General features: G+C 63.5%; 15 protein-coding genes. 10 read left to right on the plus strand and 5 right to left on the minus strand.

Features of this window, described 5'->3' with window-relative positions; genetic code table 11:
* Positions 1-39 precede the first annotated feature (39 nt).
* Together DFR52_RS00225 and DFR52_RS00230 are read right to left on the minus strand one after the other, a co-directional pair.
* Entirely contained in the window at positions 40-531 is a 492-nt protein-coding gene (locus DFR52_RS00225; RefSeq protein WP_110031036.1) for an SRPBCC family protein, read from the minus strand.
* 58 nt (positions 532-589) lie between these two features.
* Positions 590-1,234 carry a TetR/AcrR family transcriptional regulator gene (locus DFR52_RS00230; RefSeq protein ID WP_110029940.1) on the minus strand — a complete coding sequence of 215 codons (645 nt, stop codon included), beginning with the start codon at positions 1,232-1,234 and terminating at the stop codon, positions 590-592.
* Between the two features lie 384 nt (positions 1,235-1,618).
* Here DFR52_RS00230 and DFR52_RS00235 point away from each other — a divergent pair, with 384 nt between their 5' ends.
* Complete coding sequence (locus DFR52_RS00235) at positions 1,619-2,731, plus strand: NADH:flavin oxidoreductase/NADH oxidase (protein ID WP_110029941.1); 1,113 nt, start codon at positions 1,619-1,621, stop codon at positions 2,729-2,731.
* A 72-nt stretch (positions 2,732-2,803) separates the two neighbouring features.
* Here the strand turns inward: DFR52_RS00235 and DFR52_RS00240 are convergent, their stop codons facing one another.
* Positions 2,804-3,442, minus strand: coding sequence for a LysE family translocator (locus DFR52_RS00240; RefSeq protein WP_110029942.1), 639 nt, complete (start codon positions 3,440-3,442; stop codon positions 2,804-2,806).
* 196 nt (positions 3,443-3,638) lie between these two features.
* Positions 3,639-4,343, minus strand: coding sequence for a helix-turn-helix transcriptional regulator (locus DFR52_RS00245; RefSeq protein WP_110029943.1), 705 nt, complete (start codon positions 4,341-4,343; stop codon positions 3,639-3,641).
* A 167-nt stretch (positions 4,344-4,510) separates the two neighbouring features.
* Here DFR52_RS00245 and DFR52_RS00250 point away from each other — a divergent pair, with 167 nt between their 5' ends.
* The 7 genes from DFR52_RS00250 to DFR52_RS00280 all read left to right on the plus strand — a co-directional run bounded on the left by DFR52_RS00250 (position 4,511) and on the right by DFR52_RS00280 (position 10,559).
* The gene (locus tag DFR52_RS00250; RefSeq protein ID WP_110029944.1) at positions 4,511-5,155 is read left to right on the plus strand and encodes a LysE family translocator; all 645 of its coding nucleotides are present in this window, start codon (positions 4,511-4,513) and stop codon (positions 5,153-5,155) included.
* Between the two features lie 419 nt (positions 5,156-5,574).
* Positions 5,575-5,919 (plus strand): ArsR/SmtB family transcription factor, encoded by a 345-nt coding sequence (locus DFR52_RS00255; protein WP_110029945.1) that lies wholly within the window; start codon positions 5,575-5,577, stop codon positions 5,917-5,919.
* Positions 5,906-6,508, plus strand: a complete 603-nt coding sequence (locus DFR52_RS00260) for an SRPBCC family protein (RefSeq protein ID WP_110029946.1) — start codon at positions 5,906-5,908, stop codon at positions 6,506-6,508. Before DFR52_RS00255 ends, DFR52_RS00260 begins: the two co-directional genes overlap by 14 nt.
* Before the next feature lie 258 nt (positions 6,509-6,766).
* Positions 6,767-7,615, plus strand: coding sequence for a helix-turn-helix domain-containing protein (locus DFR52_RS00265; protein ID WP_158284815.1), 849 nt, complete (start codon positions 6,767-6,769; stop codon positions 7,613-7,615).
* Positions 7,616-7,834: 219 nt separating this feature from the next.
* Entirely contained in the window at positions 7,835-8,968 is a 1,134-nt protein-coding gene (locus DFR52_RS00270) for a hypothetical protein (protein ID WP_110029948.1), read from the plus strand.
* A 98-nt stretch (positions 8,969-9,066) separates the two neighbouring features.
* The gene (locus tag DFR52_RS00275; RefSeq protein ID WP_146215511.1) at positions 9,067-9,891 is read left to right on the plus strand and encodes an autotransporter outer membrane beta-barrel domain-containing protein; all 825 of its coding nucleotides are present in this window, start codon (positions 9,067-9,069) and stop codon (positions 9,889-9,891) included.
* A 20-nt stretch (positions 9,892-9,911) separates the two neighbouring features.
* Positions 9,912-10,559 (plus strand): autotransporter outer membrane beta-barrel domain-containing protein, encoded by a 648-nt coding sequence (locus tag DFR52_RS00280; RefSeq protein WP_280954179.1) that lies wholly within the window; start codon positions 9,912-9,914, stop codon positions 10,557-10,559.
* 599 nt (positions 10,560-11,158) lie between these two features.
* Here the strand turns inward: DFR52_RS00280 and DFR52_RS00285 are convergent.
* Positions 11,159-12,064 carry a LysR family transcriptional regulator gene (locus tag DFR52_RS00285; protein WP_110029951.1) on the minus strand — a complete coding sequence of 302 codons (906 nt, stop codon included), beginning with the start codon at positions 12,062-12,064 and terminating at the stop codon, positions 11,159-11,161.
* An 83-nt stretch (positions 12,065-12,147) separates the two neighbouring features.
* Here DFR52_RS00285 and DFR52_RS00290 point away from each other — a divergent pair, with 83 nt between their 5' ends.
* Complete coding sequence (locus DFR52_RS00290; protein WP_110029952.1) at positions 12,148-12,996, plus strand: sugar phosphate isomerase/epimerase family protein; 849 nt, start codon at positions 12,148-12,150, stop codon at positions 12,994-12,996.
* Positions 12,989-13,987: an LLM class oxidoreductase gene (locus DFR52_RS00295; protein ID WP_210205739.1), complete on the plus strand. Its 999-nt coding sequence runs from the start codon at positions 12,989-12,991 to the stop codon at positions 13,985-13,987. Before DFR52_RS00290 ends, DFR52_RS00295 begins: the two co-directional genes overlap by 8 nt.
* The last annotated feature ends 28 nt before the right edge of the window (positions 13,988-14,015 follow it).

Raw genomic sequence — 14,015 nt, forward strand, 5'->3', positions numbered from 1 at the left:
TGGTTTCGATGATCTGGCAGGCAGCAGGTAGTCCTCGGATCAGGCGTCGGCTGCCAGCGATTTCGCGGTTTCCTCAAGCTGGTCGGTGGCCTTGCCCCAGCCGTCATGGAAGCCCATCTCCTCGTGGCGCTTGCTGTCCTCGACGCTCCAGTGGCGGACGACGGCGCGGTAGCGCGTGCCCTTGCCCTCGTCGGCGAAAGTGAGGATGCCGGTCATGAACGGTTTCTCGCTCGGCGCCCAGGCCTCGGTGTAGGCGTCGGTGAAGACCAGTTTCTCGCCCTCCACCACCTCGAGATAGATGCCGGGATTGGGAAACAGCTCGCCCTCCGGGCTTTCCATCACCACCATCGACGAGCCTCCGGCGCGCACGTCCATGCTGGCGCTCCTGGTCTTCCAGGGAGCGGGCGTGAACCACTTGACCAGAAGCTCGGGGTCGGTCCAGCAGCGCCAGACGAGATCGCGCGGCGCATCGACATAGCGGTCGATGACGAGTTCGCGCTCGGCGGGGAAGTCGGATGTGGTCATGGTCATCTCCTCATGGTGCATGAAGTAAGTCCGATCCCGGCGCCCTGCCGCCGGTGGCTCAGGGTCAGCCGTTGCCGGCGGTTGCGCCCCCCGGCGGCGAGAACAGCAGCGCAACATAGCGCTTGAGATGGTCGACGGATTCGACGGCGACCGTCACCGAATCCTGCGCCTTGGCCAGGATGAAGGCGCCCTGCAGAACCGCTTGGGTGTGCAGCGCCAGGCTGCCCGCTGTCCAGCCGCGGTCGCCCATGCCGCGCGCGTCCATGGCGGCCTGGATGTCGGGCTCCAGCGTGCGGGCATGACCCGAGATCGACGCCTCGCAGGCGTCCCGGATCGCCGGCGCCGTCAGATAGGTTTCCTGCACCATGGTACCCACCAGGCAGGTGTAATCCGGCAGCTCGCCGGCCAGCAGCTGGCGGCGGAAATCCAGATAGCCCGTGAACCGGTCGAGCGGGTCGGCATGAGCGTGGTAGGGCGCCTCGGCGAACAGCCGGCCGGTGAACTCCGCCCAGAAATCGGCGGCGGCAACACCGAGCGCCTCCTTGCTCCTGAAGTGATGGAAGAAGGCGCCCTTGGTCACCCCGGCGGCGGCGCAGAGGTCATCCACGGTGGTTCCGGAATAGCCCTTCGAGCGGATCAGCTGGAAGCCCGCGGCGAGCAACTTGTCGCGGGCGCTCATCTGTGTCGGAATGATGTCTGTGTCGGTCATGCATGTCTCCAGTCAGATATCCATACCAACTGGTCGGTACGATTGCAATCCTGCTTTTCGGCCTTTGTTCTTTGCCGCCCCCACGGCGGCCTCGCTCAAGAAAGGGCATTCCGGCCGGAACCGCACACCACCGATCCGGTCTGTTTGGAAATGACCTGTCGGCTCGACATTGAGGCGGATTGACGCGGTTGAGCGCTGGAATGCTGCAGGGCCTGGGGAGGGCGGTCGCCGGCCGGCAACCCGCATGGTCCGGAGCATCAGAAAAATTCGATTGAGCTCTTGCCGGTTCGGGTGGCAGCTGTCGCCCTAAGACCCCATATGCGACCGGCATTCGCCACCCCTTTCCAGGAACCATCCCGCCCGCCGCTTACCGAAAGACCTTGCATGACCCAGCTCTTTACCCCGTTCCGGCTTCGCGACCTCACCGTGCAGAACCGGCTCGTGGTCTCGCCGATGTGCCAGTATTCCGCCACCGACGGGCTCGCCAACGAGCACCACTACGTCCATCTCGGCCGCTTCGCGCTCGGCGGTTACGGCCTGGTCATGGTCGAGGCCACCGCGGTGGTGCCGGAAGGCCGCATCACCCATGGCTGCCTCGGCCTCTGGACCGATGCCCAGGTCGCCCCGCTCGCCCGCATCGTCGATTATCTCCATGCCAACGGCGCCAAAGCCGGCATCCAGATCGGCCATGCAGGCCGCAAGGGCTCGTCGCGGCTGCCCTGGCGTGGGGTCGGCACCGTCACGCCGCAGGACATGGCCGAGCTCGGCGTCACCCCCTGGACCACCCGGGCGCCCTCGGCGATCGCCGAATCCGATGCCTATGCCGAGCCTGCCGAAATGACAGTGGCCGAGATCGAGGCGCTGCCCGCCGCCTTCGTCGCCGCAGCGCGCCGCGCGCTTGCCGCCGGATTCGACATCATCGAGATCCATGCGGCCCACGGCTACCTCATCAACGAGTTCCTGAGCCCGATCGCCAACAGGCGCGGCGACGCCTATGGCGGCGGCCGCGAGAACCGCATGCGCCTAGCGCTCGCGGTGGTCGAGCGGGTGCGCGAGGTCTGGCCGGCAGAGAAGCCGATCTCGGTGCGGATCTCCTCCGTCGATGGCCATGAGCACGGCTGGAAGATCGAGGACAGCGTCGTGCTCGCCTGCGAACTCAAGGCCCGCGGCGTCGACCTGATCGACTGCTCGGCCAGCGGCTTTGCCGGTTCGCCGCTCAAGCCCGCCCCGTCCTATCTTGTGCCGCTGGCGGGCCGCATCCGGCAGGAAGCCGGCATCGCCACCATGGCGGTCGGCCTGATCACCACGCCGGAAGCGGCCGCCGACGCGGTCGACAGCGGCCGGGCCGATCTCGTCGCCATGGCCCGCCAGGCGCTCAACGATCCCAACTTCCCGCATCATGCCCGCGCGGCGCTGGGCGACGGGGAGGCCTGGACCCACTGGCCGGTGCAGGCGGGCTATGCCGTCAAGCGGCTGCAGGACGCGCTGATGGGGTGAGCGGCGGCCCCGTCAGCGCGAGGGGGGCGGAACGATCCGCCGTCCCGGCGCCGCTCGGAGTTACGGCATGGTTTACACACTGGGCCGCAGCGTTGCCAGTTTCAATCCGAAGCTGATGAACACGCCGCCGGTCACTGCCTTGAGCCAGCGCTGAAAGCGGCCGCCGCGTGTGACCCGGGTGAGCTTCGAAAACAGCAACACGATGCTGGAGAACCAGATCACGTTGATCATCGAGTGCAGGTACACCAGCAGGAACGCCCATGCCACGGGATGGGCGTTGAGCGGGATGAACTGCGGGAACACCGCCAGGTAGAACATCGACACTTTCGGGTTCAGACCGTTGGTCAGGAACCCCTCGCCGAACGCCTTGAGCAGCGTCCGTCGCCGTCGTGCCGGGGTCACGGCAGGGACTGTCGCCACGCCCCGCCAGGCCGCCACTAGCGCTTTGACGCCGATCCAGCAGAGATAGGCGGCGCCGAGATATTTGACGATCGCAAATGCGATCGCCGATTTCGTCAGGATGATCGAAATGCCGAGGATCGACAGCGTGCCGTGCACGTAGAAGGCGGCGAAGAAGCCGAGAATGGTCGCAAAGCCGGCGGCGCGGCCGGAGGTGGGCACGGTCCGGGCGATCAGTACGCCGTTGGGACCGGGTGACGTCACCAGAAGCGTGGTGGCAAGGACGAAGGTGAGAATCTGGGACCAGGTCATCGGCGAAGCTCCGCGGGCGTGCGTCAAACTGTGTCCGGAAGCGACGAAACGCAACGGGATTCTGCGCCGCGCGGCCGTTTTGCGCGGGATCCGCACGGGGCATGGCGGCCGGCGGCCGCAGCCCTTGGCGCGGCCGTTCTCAGGTCAGGGCGCCTGTTTCCGTCCTGACACTCCCCCGCTCGCCGGGCCATGGCCATCAGACCTGAGGCGGCTCCGCATCGGCCTGCGTCCAGCCGGCGATCCATATCCGCCGCAACGATTCGCCCTCGCCGCGGAAATGTGCCTCCTCGAGCCGGCTTGCCGTCACCCGGTCGGTGCGGAAATGGCGGATCGCCTGTCTCAGCTCGCACCAGGCGACGATGTTGTGGGCGGAGGAGTAGTAGATCAGCGCCACCGGCCGGATGGTTCGGCGGCTGGCGAGACCGGCGGCGTCGGCATAGTCGATCGTCAGCTTGCGCTCGTCGCGGATCGCCTGTCGCACCAGCGCGGTGTCGATGCCGGCGGCCGGCGCCACCACCGAGCCCCAGGCGTGCAGCGCGGTGCTGGCAAGATGCGGCCGGAGCGGCGCCGGCATCGCCGCGGCGATCTTCCGGTTGATGCGCCCGGCCGCCGCATCCAGCCCGCGGTCGCCGGTGCGCCGGAGCAGCGCCAGCGCCAGCACGATCGCCTCCGTCTCCTCGATCGAGAACATCAGCGGCGGCAGCTCGAAGCCGGGCCTGAGGATGTAGCCGATGCCGCGCCCGCCCTCGACCGGCACCGCCATCGCCTGCAGCTCGACGATGTCCCGGTAGATCGAGCGCGCGGTGACGCCGAGCCGCGCTCCGATCTCCGCCGCCGTCACCGGCCCTGTCGCCAGCCGCAGGATCTGGATGATCTCGAACAGTCGCGACGCCTTGCGCATCCGCGCTCCCCCGGTTGGTGATCGCAACTGACACAATGCTGTCAGTTGCCGGGCGCCAGTATCATTGCGGTGGCCAGGAAAATCAAGCAAATGGCCGGCAATGCATCCCGGCCAGCGGGATCGCAACTGACAAGTCACTTCACTCGCATCGGAACAGGAGCCTCGCCATGCAGGACCTCGCGCTCACCCATACCGGCCATCTCTGGCTGTTCTTCCTGCTGGTTGCCGGCATCATCATCCTGCCCGGCATGGACATGGCCTATGTGATGGCGTCGAGCCTGACCGGCGGCCGCCGCAGCGGCATGGCAGCGGTCTCCGGCGTGGTGGCGGGCGGCGTCGTCCATGTCGTCATGGGGGTGCTCGGCATCGGCATCCTGTTCAAGGCGTTCCCCGCCGCCTTCAACCTCATGCTGCTCACCGGCGCCGTCTACATCGCCTGGATCGGCTGGCAGCTGATCAGCGGCGCGGCGCCGCTCGGCGAGGTGAGAGCGGGTAGGGAGGTGACGCTGGCCACCAGTTTCCGCCGCGGCGCCATCAACTGCCTGCTCAATCCGAAGGCCTATCTGTTCATGCTGGCGATCTTCCCGCAGTTCCTGCGCCCCGAATACGGCTCGGTCTGGCTGCAGGCCATCGCCATGGGGCTGATCATCGCGCTCACCCAATTGGCCGTCTATGGCACCATCGCGCTCGGCGCCTCCGGCCTGAGACTCTGGCTGCGCGGCCACCATGAGGCGCAGATCCGCCTGGGCCAGGCCATCGGCGTGCTGCTGATCCTGACCGCGCTGTGGACGGCCTGGCAGAGCTGGAGCTGAGCCCGCCGTAGCCAGGAGTCGATTTGAGTTCAATGCTTTGGCGGGAAATCCGGAATCGGTTTGTTTGGCAGCTGGCTCGGAATTGAGCCGAGACAGCCGCCGATTCATGGTGGATTGATCCGAATGGGAGAGACCGGTTTGGGATTCCCACAGCCCTCGGCCACGATCGGCTTGGAGTGCATTTGAGGGCTTGGGTATGGGACCTCGAGTTGAGGTTCTCGGCCCCAAGCTGATCTTCGCGTCGTTCATATCCAACGTCCACTGTGCGTCACCATCTCCGATCACGTCGACCCGCCGAACTCCCGAAAGCCGCCGGTGGCTTGGCCTTGATCCCGAGGCCGGGAGCCGGGTCAATCGCCGACATATTGACAGTCCAGAAAGCTGCACTTAACATGCTTGTTAAATAACCACTGGGTTAAATGATGATCGATCGCCTGTCCGTCACATTTTCCGCACTCGCCGATCCGACCCGCCGCGCAATTCTGCAGCGTCTGATGGAGGGCGAGGGCTCTGTCGGCGAACTGACCGAGCCTTTCGCCATCTCGATGCCGGCGATCTCACGACATCTCAAGGTGCTGGAACAGGCGGGGCTCGTCGTGCGGACCCGGAGCGCGCAATGGCGACCGGTGCAACTCAACGCGACGCCGCTGGCCGAGGTCTCGGACTGGGTGGAGCGGTATCGCCGGCATTGGCAGGGTGCATTCGATCGCATGGAGGCATACCTGGCCGAGCTTCAGAAGGGAGATCCTGATGCCAAACACTAATGCGACGGCCGAGCAATTCGCGCTCGCACTCGACATCGACCGGGTGTTCGCCGCACCGCGGGACCTCGTCTGGCGTCTTTGGAGCGACCCAGACCACCTGGTGCGCTGGCATGGGCCCGAGGGCTGCGCGCTCAGTCAGTGCGAACAGGATTTCCGTGTTGGCGGGACGTGGCGGCGGACCATGACCGCCGGCCCTGGGCACGCCCACGTGATCTTTGGAGAGTTCCTCGAGATCGACGAACCACGCCGCCTGAGCTTCACCTACACCAACGCGCGCGACGGCTTCGAGACAGTCGTGACCATGGACTTTGTCGAGCAGGCGGACGGCACCACGCGGATGGTGTTCAAACAGACGCCATTCATCAGCCGTGAGGAGCGCGATGGCCACGGCCGTGGCTGGAACAGCAGTTTCGATCTGCTCAGCGCTTATCTCTTGCTGTTCGGGATTGAGGACTGGAGACCAAAGGGCCGCCCCCGCATGGACGGGGTGGCGGCGGATTTTGCTGCGGCAAAGATACGCCACGAGCAGGAGATGGAGGCAAAGAAAACTGAAAATCGGGAAGCCGGCAATCGTGGAGTGCGCCGCTAGAGCATTTCCAGACGAAGACGCAACTCGCCGCCTCACAGTCCCCCTCACGGCCCTGCCTGGTCAGCCACAGGTCCCGGGCGTCCCTGCGGACGCTGCCTTCCCGCTTGAACTATTTGCCGCGACTGCGTTATGCTGCGTCAGCGCGCGGGTCCGATAGGGTTGCCGGCGCGAGGGGCTACCATCCACATCATCACACAGACGACGGAAGACACGGACGCGGAGCGGGCGTTCGAGTACTGGCGGTATCTGGCGATGCCCATGGTCGACGCCTCAACGCCTGACATTGCGGCGTTCACCGCCAGCCGGCAGTTTACGGCGCTCGATCTCGGTGATCTGCTGGACACGCGGAGCTCAGCGGTCTGCATAGAGCGGACGAGGGCGCAGGTCAGGCAGGACGACCTGGACAATGTCGCGATCTCGGTGTTCCTGTCACGCGACGGCCGTATCGCGCAAGGTGGCGACAGTGCGGCGGTCGGACCGGGCGACATCGGCATCGTCGACATGAGCAGGCCGTTTCTCAACAGTTGCAGCGGCGAATACCGCGAATTGCGCATCCATCTGACGCGTGACGTGTTCAATGCGCAGATCGGCAAACTGGACTCGATGGCCGGACGGAACTTCGCCGCCGGCTCGCCGTTGCAGGCGTTGTTCGTCGGGCATCTGCAGGCCTATGTCGCAGGTCTGCCCGAGATGAGTGCCGTGGAAGCCAACATCGGCTTCGAGGGTGTGCTGCACCTGCTGCAGCACGCGCTTGGCCGGCACAGGCCCGACGGCGACATACGGGCCCGCACCGTGCGCGACCTCGCCGAAGCGATGATCCGGCGCCGCCTGCACGACCAGGCGCTCGATCCGAACGAGATCGGCAAGGCGCTCGGCGTTTCGCGCACCCGGCTCTACGAGGCTTTCGCGGAGACCGAAGGGGTGGCTGCGACAATCCTGAACGCGCGGCTCGATGCCACCAGGCGGCAGATCCAGACGGCAAGGACACGGTCGATCGGCGAGATCATGTTTGCGTGCGGCCTCACCGATGCGACGATGTTCAGCCGCGCCTTCCGGCGCCGCTTCGGCATGACGCCGAGCGAATTCCGCAAGCTGGGCGATAGCTGAGGCGGGCCGTCAGGGACCGGCGCGCCGGGGCGACCGGAACGTTGCCCGAATGCATCACCGGTGCGATGCGAAGCCGCATGACTAACCAAATCCAAACAGGTGGACGCAAAGCCGATTCTTCCGGACGGATCGCAGTTTCCCGTGTCCCGGCAAGCGACTAGGCAGGTTCCATGGAACACTGCGCCATTTCTTGGCGCATGAGCTAAGGAACCATTGCCTATGTCCGTCTCGATCCATCCCTCCGCGACCGCCCCGACCGCCCGCGCAGCACTCCTGCGCACATCGGCACTGGCTCTTGTGCTGGCATCGCTGCCCTTGGCCGCCGGCAGCGCCGCGACGTTCCAGGTTACCCCGTCGGAAGAGCCCAGTCCTGGAATCGTCACATTCAGCGGAACGCCAACGGGTATAAGTGCCGATGGCCGGATCGTCGTTGGCTCATACGTTGGGCCAGCCTACTGGGACAGCACCGGCGTTCGCACCGATCTGCCGTCTGCAGGGGTTTTGGGGAGTGCGGTTGCCGTGAACGCGGATGGCACCATTATTGTCGGCGGGGCATTCCAGTATTCTACCGAAAATACGATCGCTTTGAAATGGGTCGATGGGGAAACCGAGGTTCTTCCGGACTTTGGAGGTGGGTCTCAAGCCCTGGGCGTCAGCGGCGACGGCTCGTCGGTCGTCGGATACGCAGCTGGCGAAGGCAACCAAGTGGCTGTGCGCTGGGATGCCGAGGGAATTAACATACTCGACCATTTGACCGGCGAAACAGAAGCGATGGCCCGGGGTGTCAGCGCCGACGGATCGGTGATCGTTGGTTATGCCATCGATGAATCCTACAACAGAACGGCAGTCTACTGGGACAGCAGCGACATCATTCACAGCCTTGCCTTTCTCGACAGCGGAAACAACGCTGATCTCGACAGCTTAAAAAACGCTGATGCCGTTGCAGCCAGCAACAACGGGTCGGTGATCGTCGGCAGTGCATTCGAAGCCGGCACCAAATATGCAGTCTACTGGGATGCCGCACGCGACGTCCATCGTCTGGCGCTTGCCGATGGGATGACATCTGCGCGGGCCACTGCGGTTAACGGTGACGGCTCGGTCATCGTCGGCACAGGTCAGAATTTTTACTTCGACGGGATCTTTCTCCACGACACCCAGTCCGGTTTCCGCTGGACGCAAGACGACGGCGTGATCTCGGTGGGTGACTGGCTGCGCAACAATGGCGTCGACGTCGCTGTGGACATTGCGAAGACTGCTATCGGCGTCTCCGCAGACGGCGATGTGGTGGTTGGCCAGAGCCAGAACGGGATGCATATATCGCGCGGGTTTCGGACACCGGCTCCGGCATCATAGACAACGCCGAAAATGCGGCCACGCTCGCCAATGCGCCCGGCACCGGGATTGGCCTCAGCTTTGCCAACACCGTGCTCAACGGCGCGCATGGCAATCCGATGCGCGACCTGCTCGCCCCCGGCCAGCAGTCGGTCTCCGTCACCAATGATTCCGGCTATATCGACAGCGGCGCCTCCGACGGCGGCTTCACGCTCGGTGATGTCAGCTATTCGCGCGGCTTCGACGGCGGCATCACCGCCCGCATCGCCGCCGGCGGCCTTTACACCGACCAGGACATTTCCACCGGCGGCTCCTTCGACATCAAGGGCTTCTATGTGGCGCCCGAGGCCAGCATCGCGCTCGGTGAGAGCAATGTCCATGCCACCCTCGGCGGCTTCTTCTCCAGCGGTCGGATGACCGTCGACCGCGGCTATCTCAACGGCGGCGCCATGGATTATTCCAACGGAAAGACCGACACCGAGACCTTCGCCGCCAAGCTGCGCTTCGACTGGCTCGACGCTTTCAAATATCAGGGCACCGGCTTCACGCCCTATGCGAGCCTGAGCTACGCGCACTCGACAATCGACGCCTATACCGAGACCGGCGGCGGTTTCCCCGCAAGCTTCAATGCCGCAACCGACCACTCCACCATGGCCCGCCTCGGCGTCGACATGGTCCACGGCGTCACCGACAGCTTCCGGCTGCTCGGCAAGGCGGAGGTCTCCTACCGCTTCGAGAAGCAGGCATCGGGCACGAGCGGCGAGATCCTCGGCCTGTCGGGCTTCAGCTTCGCCGGCCAGGATGTCGACCAGATCTCGGTCCGCGGCGGCGCCGGCGCCGAGTTCGACGTGGCGGGCGGCACCGCCTCGCTGATGCTCAATGCCGCCAGCCAGGGCAGCGATCCGGATGTCTGGCTGCGCTCGAGCTGGACCGTCAGGTTCTAGCAATTGATCGGGGCGAGGGCCTGTCCCTTGGTCAACCAAATCGAAACAGGCGGACCACGCTCGGGCTCTATGGCGGCACGGAACTCGGCGGCATCGGGCTCAGCGGCGGCGCCAGCCATAGCTGGCAGCAGATCGACACGACGCGCCTGGTCGGCATCGGCGGTTTCGCCGACACGCTGACGGCGGACTACGATGCGCGCACCACGCAGGTGTTCGGCGAGGTCGGCTACAAGATCCGCACCGAGGCGGCGGTGTTCGAACCCTTCGCGGCGCTCGCCTATGTCCATCTCGACAGCGACGGCTTTGCCGAGACCGGCGGCGCGGCGGCGCTGTCGTTGGATGGGCAAAGCGACGACGCCACCTTCACGACGCTCGGCGCGCGGGCGACGACCGGCTTGATGCTGGGCTCGATGGCGGCGCGCGCCCATGCGAGCCTCGCCTGGCAGCACGCCTTCGCCGATCCGGAGCCGCTGACGACGATGGCGCTCGCCGGCGGCAACGGCTTCACCGTCGGCGGCGCACCGTTCGCCCGCGACCTGGCGCTGCTCAGCCTCGGCCTCGACATGGATGTGACGGAAACGACCGTGCTCGGCGTCTCCTATGGCGGCCAGTTCGGCGACGGCACGACCAGCCACCAGGCCAGGCTCGACCTGTCCGTCCGCTTCTGAGGGCAGGGGGCGGGGCCGCAAATCCAGCCCGGCGGATCCGTTCCATGTCGGAGGAATGAAACGTTGGGAACCCGGGCGCAAGGCGTTGCTCTGTCGCCCCCGGTTGCCATCGCGCCGGGGTCGGCGGAGAGCAGTGCCAACCCGCAGGCGTGGATGCGCCTCGGTCAGGCCATCGGCGTGCCCACGCGAGAGTGTCCGATTTGGGATCGCGGTCTGCCTTCAATGAAGGTCGGCTTCGAGTGCATATGAGGGATTCGATATGGGTACTCGAATTGACACTTTCGGCCCGAAGCCGCCGTTCGATTTTTGTTCCGGGAACGACTGCTTTGCGCCCCCGTGCCGGCCTTTCAAGCCGACCCGCCGAATTCTGGAAAACTGCCGGTCTGCCTGCATAAATCCGATGTCAGTGATGGGGTGGAAAGCGGAATGGCAGGTTTCGAGGGGTCAATCAAAAAGCAGACACTGACCGGTTGCCAAATTTGGGTGACAACCGATTTCGTGCCACCACAATTTGGCCTATGACGATGCGAAAGCGTGCAACTCGATATCCTGACTTTCCCTGAGTCCAAAGCCCGTGCCCTGCAACTGTTAACTGGCGTTCAAGGCTCTCCAAACCCGGTACCAGCAAGCATACTTACCAGCCAGCCGATGAGAGGACTGGTTGCTGATCGGGGATGCCACGCGGCGACAACCTCAAATCCGGGCGGTGTAACGTCACCATCAAGCATTAGCCGGACCAGATGAGGATTGGGCAGAAGTCGGGACGGCACAAAGGCCACCGCCCCTGTTGCTTCGACTACCAGAGGCAGCAACAGAAAATGAGGCACTGACAAGATTATATTGCGAGTCAATCCGCATCGCTTGAGCCAATCATCGGCAGAACCGATCAAGTTGGCGCGGGCTGGAGACACCACCACATGCTGCTGCTCGACCAAAGTAGCGAGACTGATCCTTTGTCCGGCTAGCGGCGAACCAGCCGCAGTAACGCAAACATAATGCTCACGCAGGATCGTCCTCCGCGGCACGGTGTCGGGCACAAATTGGGGGATGGTGACGACGATGTCGACTTGCCCACTGGCCATTTTAGTGACCACTGCATCGACTTCAAGTTCGCTGAGAATAATCTTGAGTTTGGGAGCTTGCCGCCGGATAGCGCCAAGCTGGGGCGCAATGGCGACTGCATGAGCATAGTCCGCCGCCGAGATAGTCACCGTCGCCTCGATCTGGGCTGGATCGAAAGGGGCGCGGGCGACTAGCAGATCAAGCGCCAACAGGATCGCACTAACCTCCACTCCAAGCTCTTTTGCCAAAGCTGTCGGCGCTACGCCACGCCCTGTACGGGTAAAAAGCGGATCGCCAAAAATGTCTCGCAACACGGCCAGATTCGCGCTGACCGCTTGTTGAGTCAGACCTATTTGGTCAGCCACGTGAGAAAGATTACCTGATTTGAGCAACGCGGAGAAAACCTGCAATTGCTTCAGGCTGAGGCGGGATGCCGCGTTCAAATTTGTGTCTCCTACAAAAAATGTCTGTTTGTTTTGATATCATTGCAGGGTCTATAGTCCCGGTCAACGGATAAGGAAATTCAATGGCCCAGCAATACTTCTCGATGGATTTTGCCTTCTACAGCTCGATGGGCGTCTATTCGTTTGATGACCGGTGCGAAATCACCAAAGCAACCGGATATGACGCCATTCACCTCACGCTTTGGGACGGTCGTGACTGGACGGCACACGCGCAACAAATCGCGACGGTCAAGAAGCGTTTCGACCTCGACATCGCCGGTGTTTACGTTGTGCTGGATCTGTCAGTCGGTGAAGCGGATCTGCGCAATTCAGGCATCATCAAACTTATCGAAGCCATGCCTGAGGGATCGACCATCGATCTCGCTATCAAAAGCGCAGGGACCAATTTTGGCCGCTCTGACCCCAAAGGCGATGCCGCAGTCATGGCTTGGCTCAACAAAGCATTGGTTGTCGCCGCAGCCCGCCGATCGCGCATTCTGATCTATACTCATATCCAGTTCTGGGCCGAAAAACACGGCGACGCATTGCGCCTTTGCGAGAAGATCAATCACCCCAACCTCGGCCTGACCTTTTCCGCACTACAGTGGTACATGGGAGAGGGGCGAAATCTGGCGCCTTTGCTCAGGCGCGCCATGCCTTTCATCAAGCAGGCCAATTTCTCCGGCAGCCGCCGCAGTCCACTCGGGTTCTTTGAAGTAGCTACCATCGAACCGCTCGACATGGGCGAACTCGACAATTTCGCAGTTTTGGCGCTGCTGACACGGCTCGGCTATCAGGGCGCGCTCGGCTACAATGGTTGGCACGAAGGAGGTGACACTTATAATAAGTTGGAACGCTCCTTGCACATGCTCAAGGATCTGGTCGCCCGCCTTAAAGCGCACCCTCATTGGGGGAGCCATATCGATGCTTGATCCACTCGCAATGCTCAAGCCATCATCAGCTCCTTACGCCGCCCAGCATGGTTTTTCGCGCACCTTTGCGCCTGGCCAGCTGACACTGGGATTGTTCTTTCCCATCGAGTCTTTTAGCGGCGAGTTTCCCACCATGAGCGGGCAAGTCCAGCTTGCAAAGCTGGCTGAGGCAGCGGGTTTTGCTGCACTGTGGCTGCGCGACGTGCCGCTCTACGATCCTACATTCGGCGACGTGGGCCAGATCTACGACCCGTTCGTCTATCTCGGATATCTCGCCGGTCAGACCACCGATATTGCCCTTGCGACCGGCTCGATAGTCGTGCCGATCCGCAACCCGCTCCATCTGGCCAAGGCTGCCACCAGTGTCGATCAGTTGAGCGGTGGGCGCCTCCTACTCGGTGTCGCTTCGGGTGATAGACCTGTGGAATTTCCGGCGTTTGGGGTCAACCCTGATACGCGGGCGGCACTGTTTCGCGAATATGTCGAAGTTTTCCGGCAGGTGCAGAAATCCAGCCTGCAACCTGTTTGCTGGAGCGGCGGATCGCTTGCCGGGGCGGACATGATACCCAAGCCGGTGGCAGAGGAAATTCCCCTGCTCATCACCGGCAGCAGCAGGCAGTCGGTCGACTGGATCGCGAGGAATGGCCATGGATGGATTACTTATCCGCGCCCGCCTACACATCAGAAAACCGTTCTCGATGCCTACCGAGCAGCGGTGCGAGATCAGTGTGGCGACATTTTCAAGCCGTTCACGCAGTCGCTTTACATCGACCTCGCGGCGGATCCGAATGCAATGCCCCAGCCCATCCATCTTGGCTATCGCCTTGGTCGTCATCACCTGATCGGTCTGCTCGAACAGTTGAGGGACATGGGAGTCAATCACGTCACCTTCAATCTGCGGTTCAGCCTGCGTCCAGTGCCAGACGTGATCAACGAGCTGGCACAACACGTTTTGCCCCAGTTCCCACCGATGGCGATGGCTACCTCCTAATCCCACCCGTTACTTTAAACGCATAAAC

Source organism: Hoeflea marina (genome assembly GCF_003182275.1).
GTDB lineage: Bacteria > Pseudomonadota > Alphaproteobacteria > Rhizobiales > Rhizobiaceae > Hoeflea > Hoeflea marina.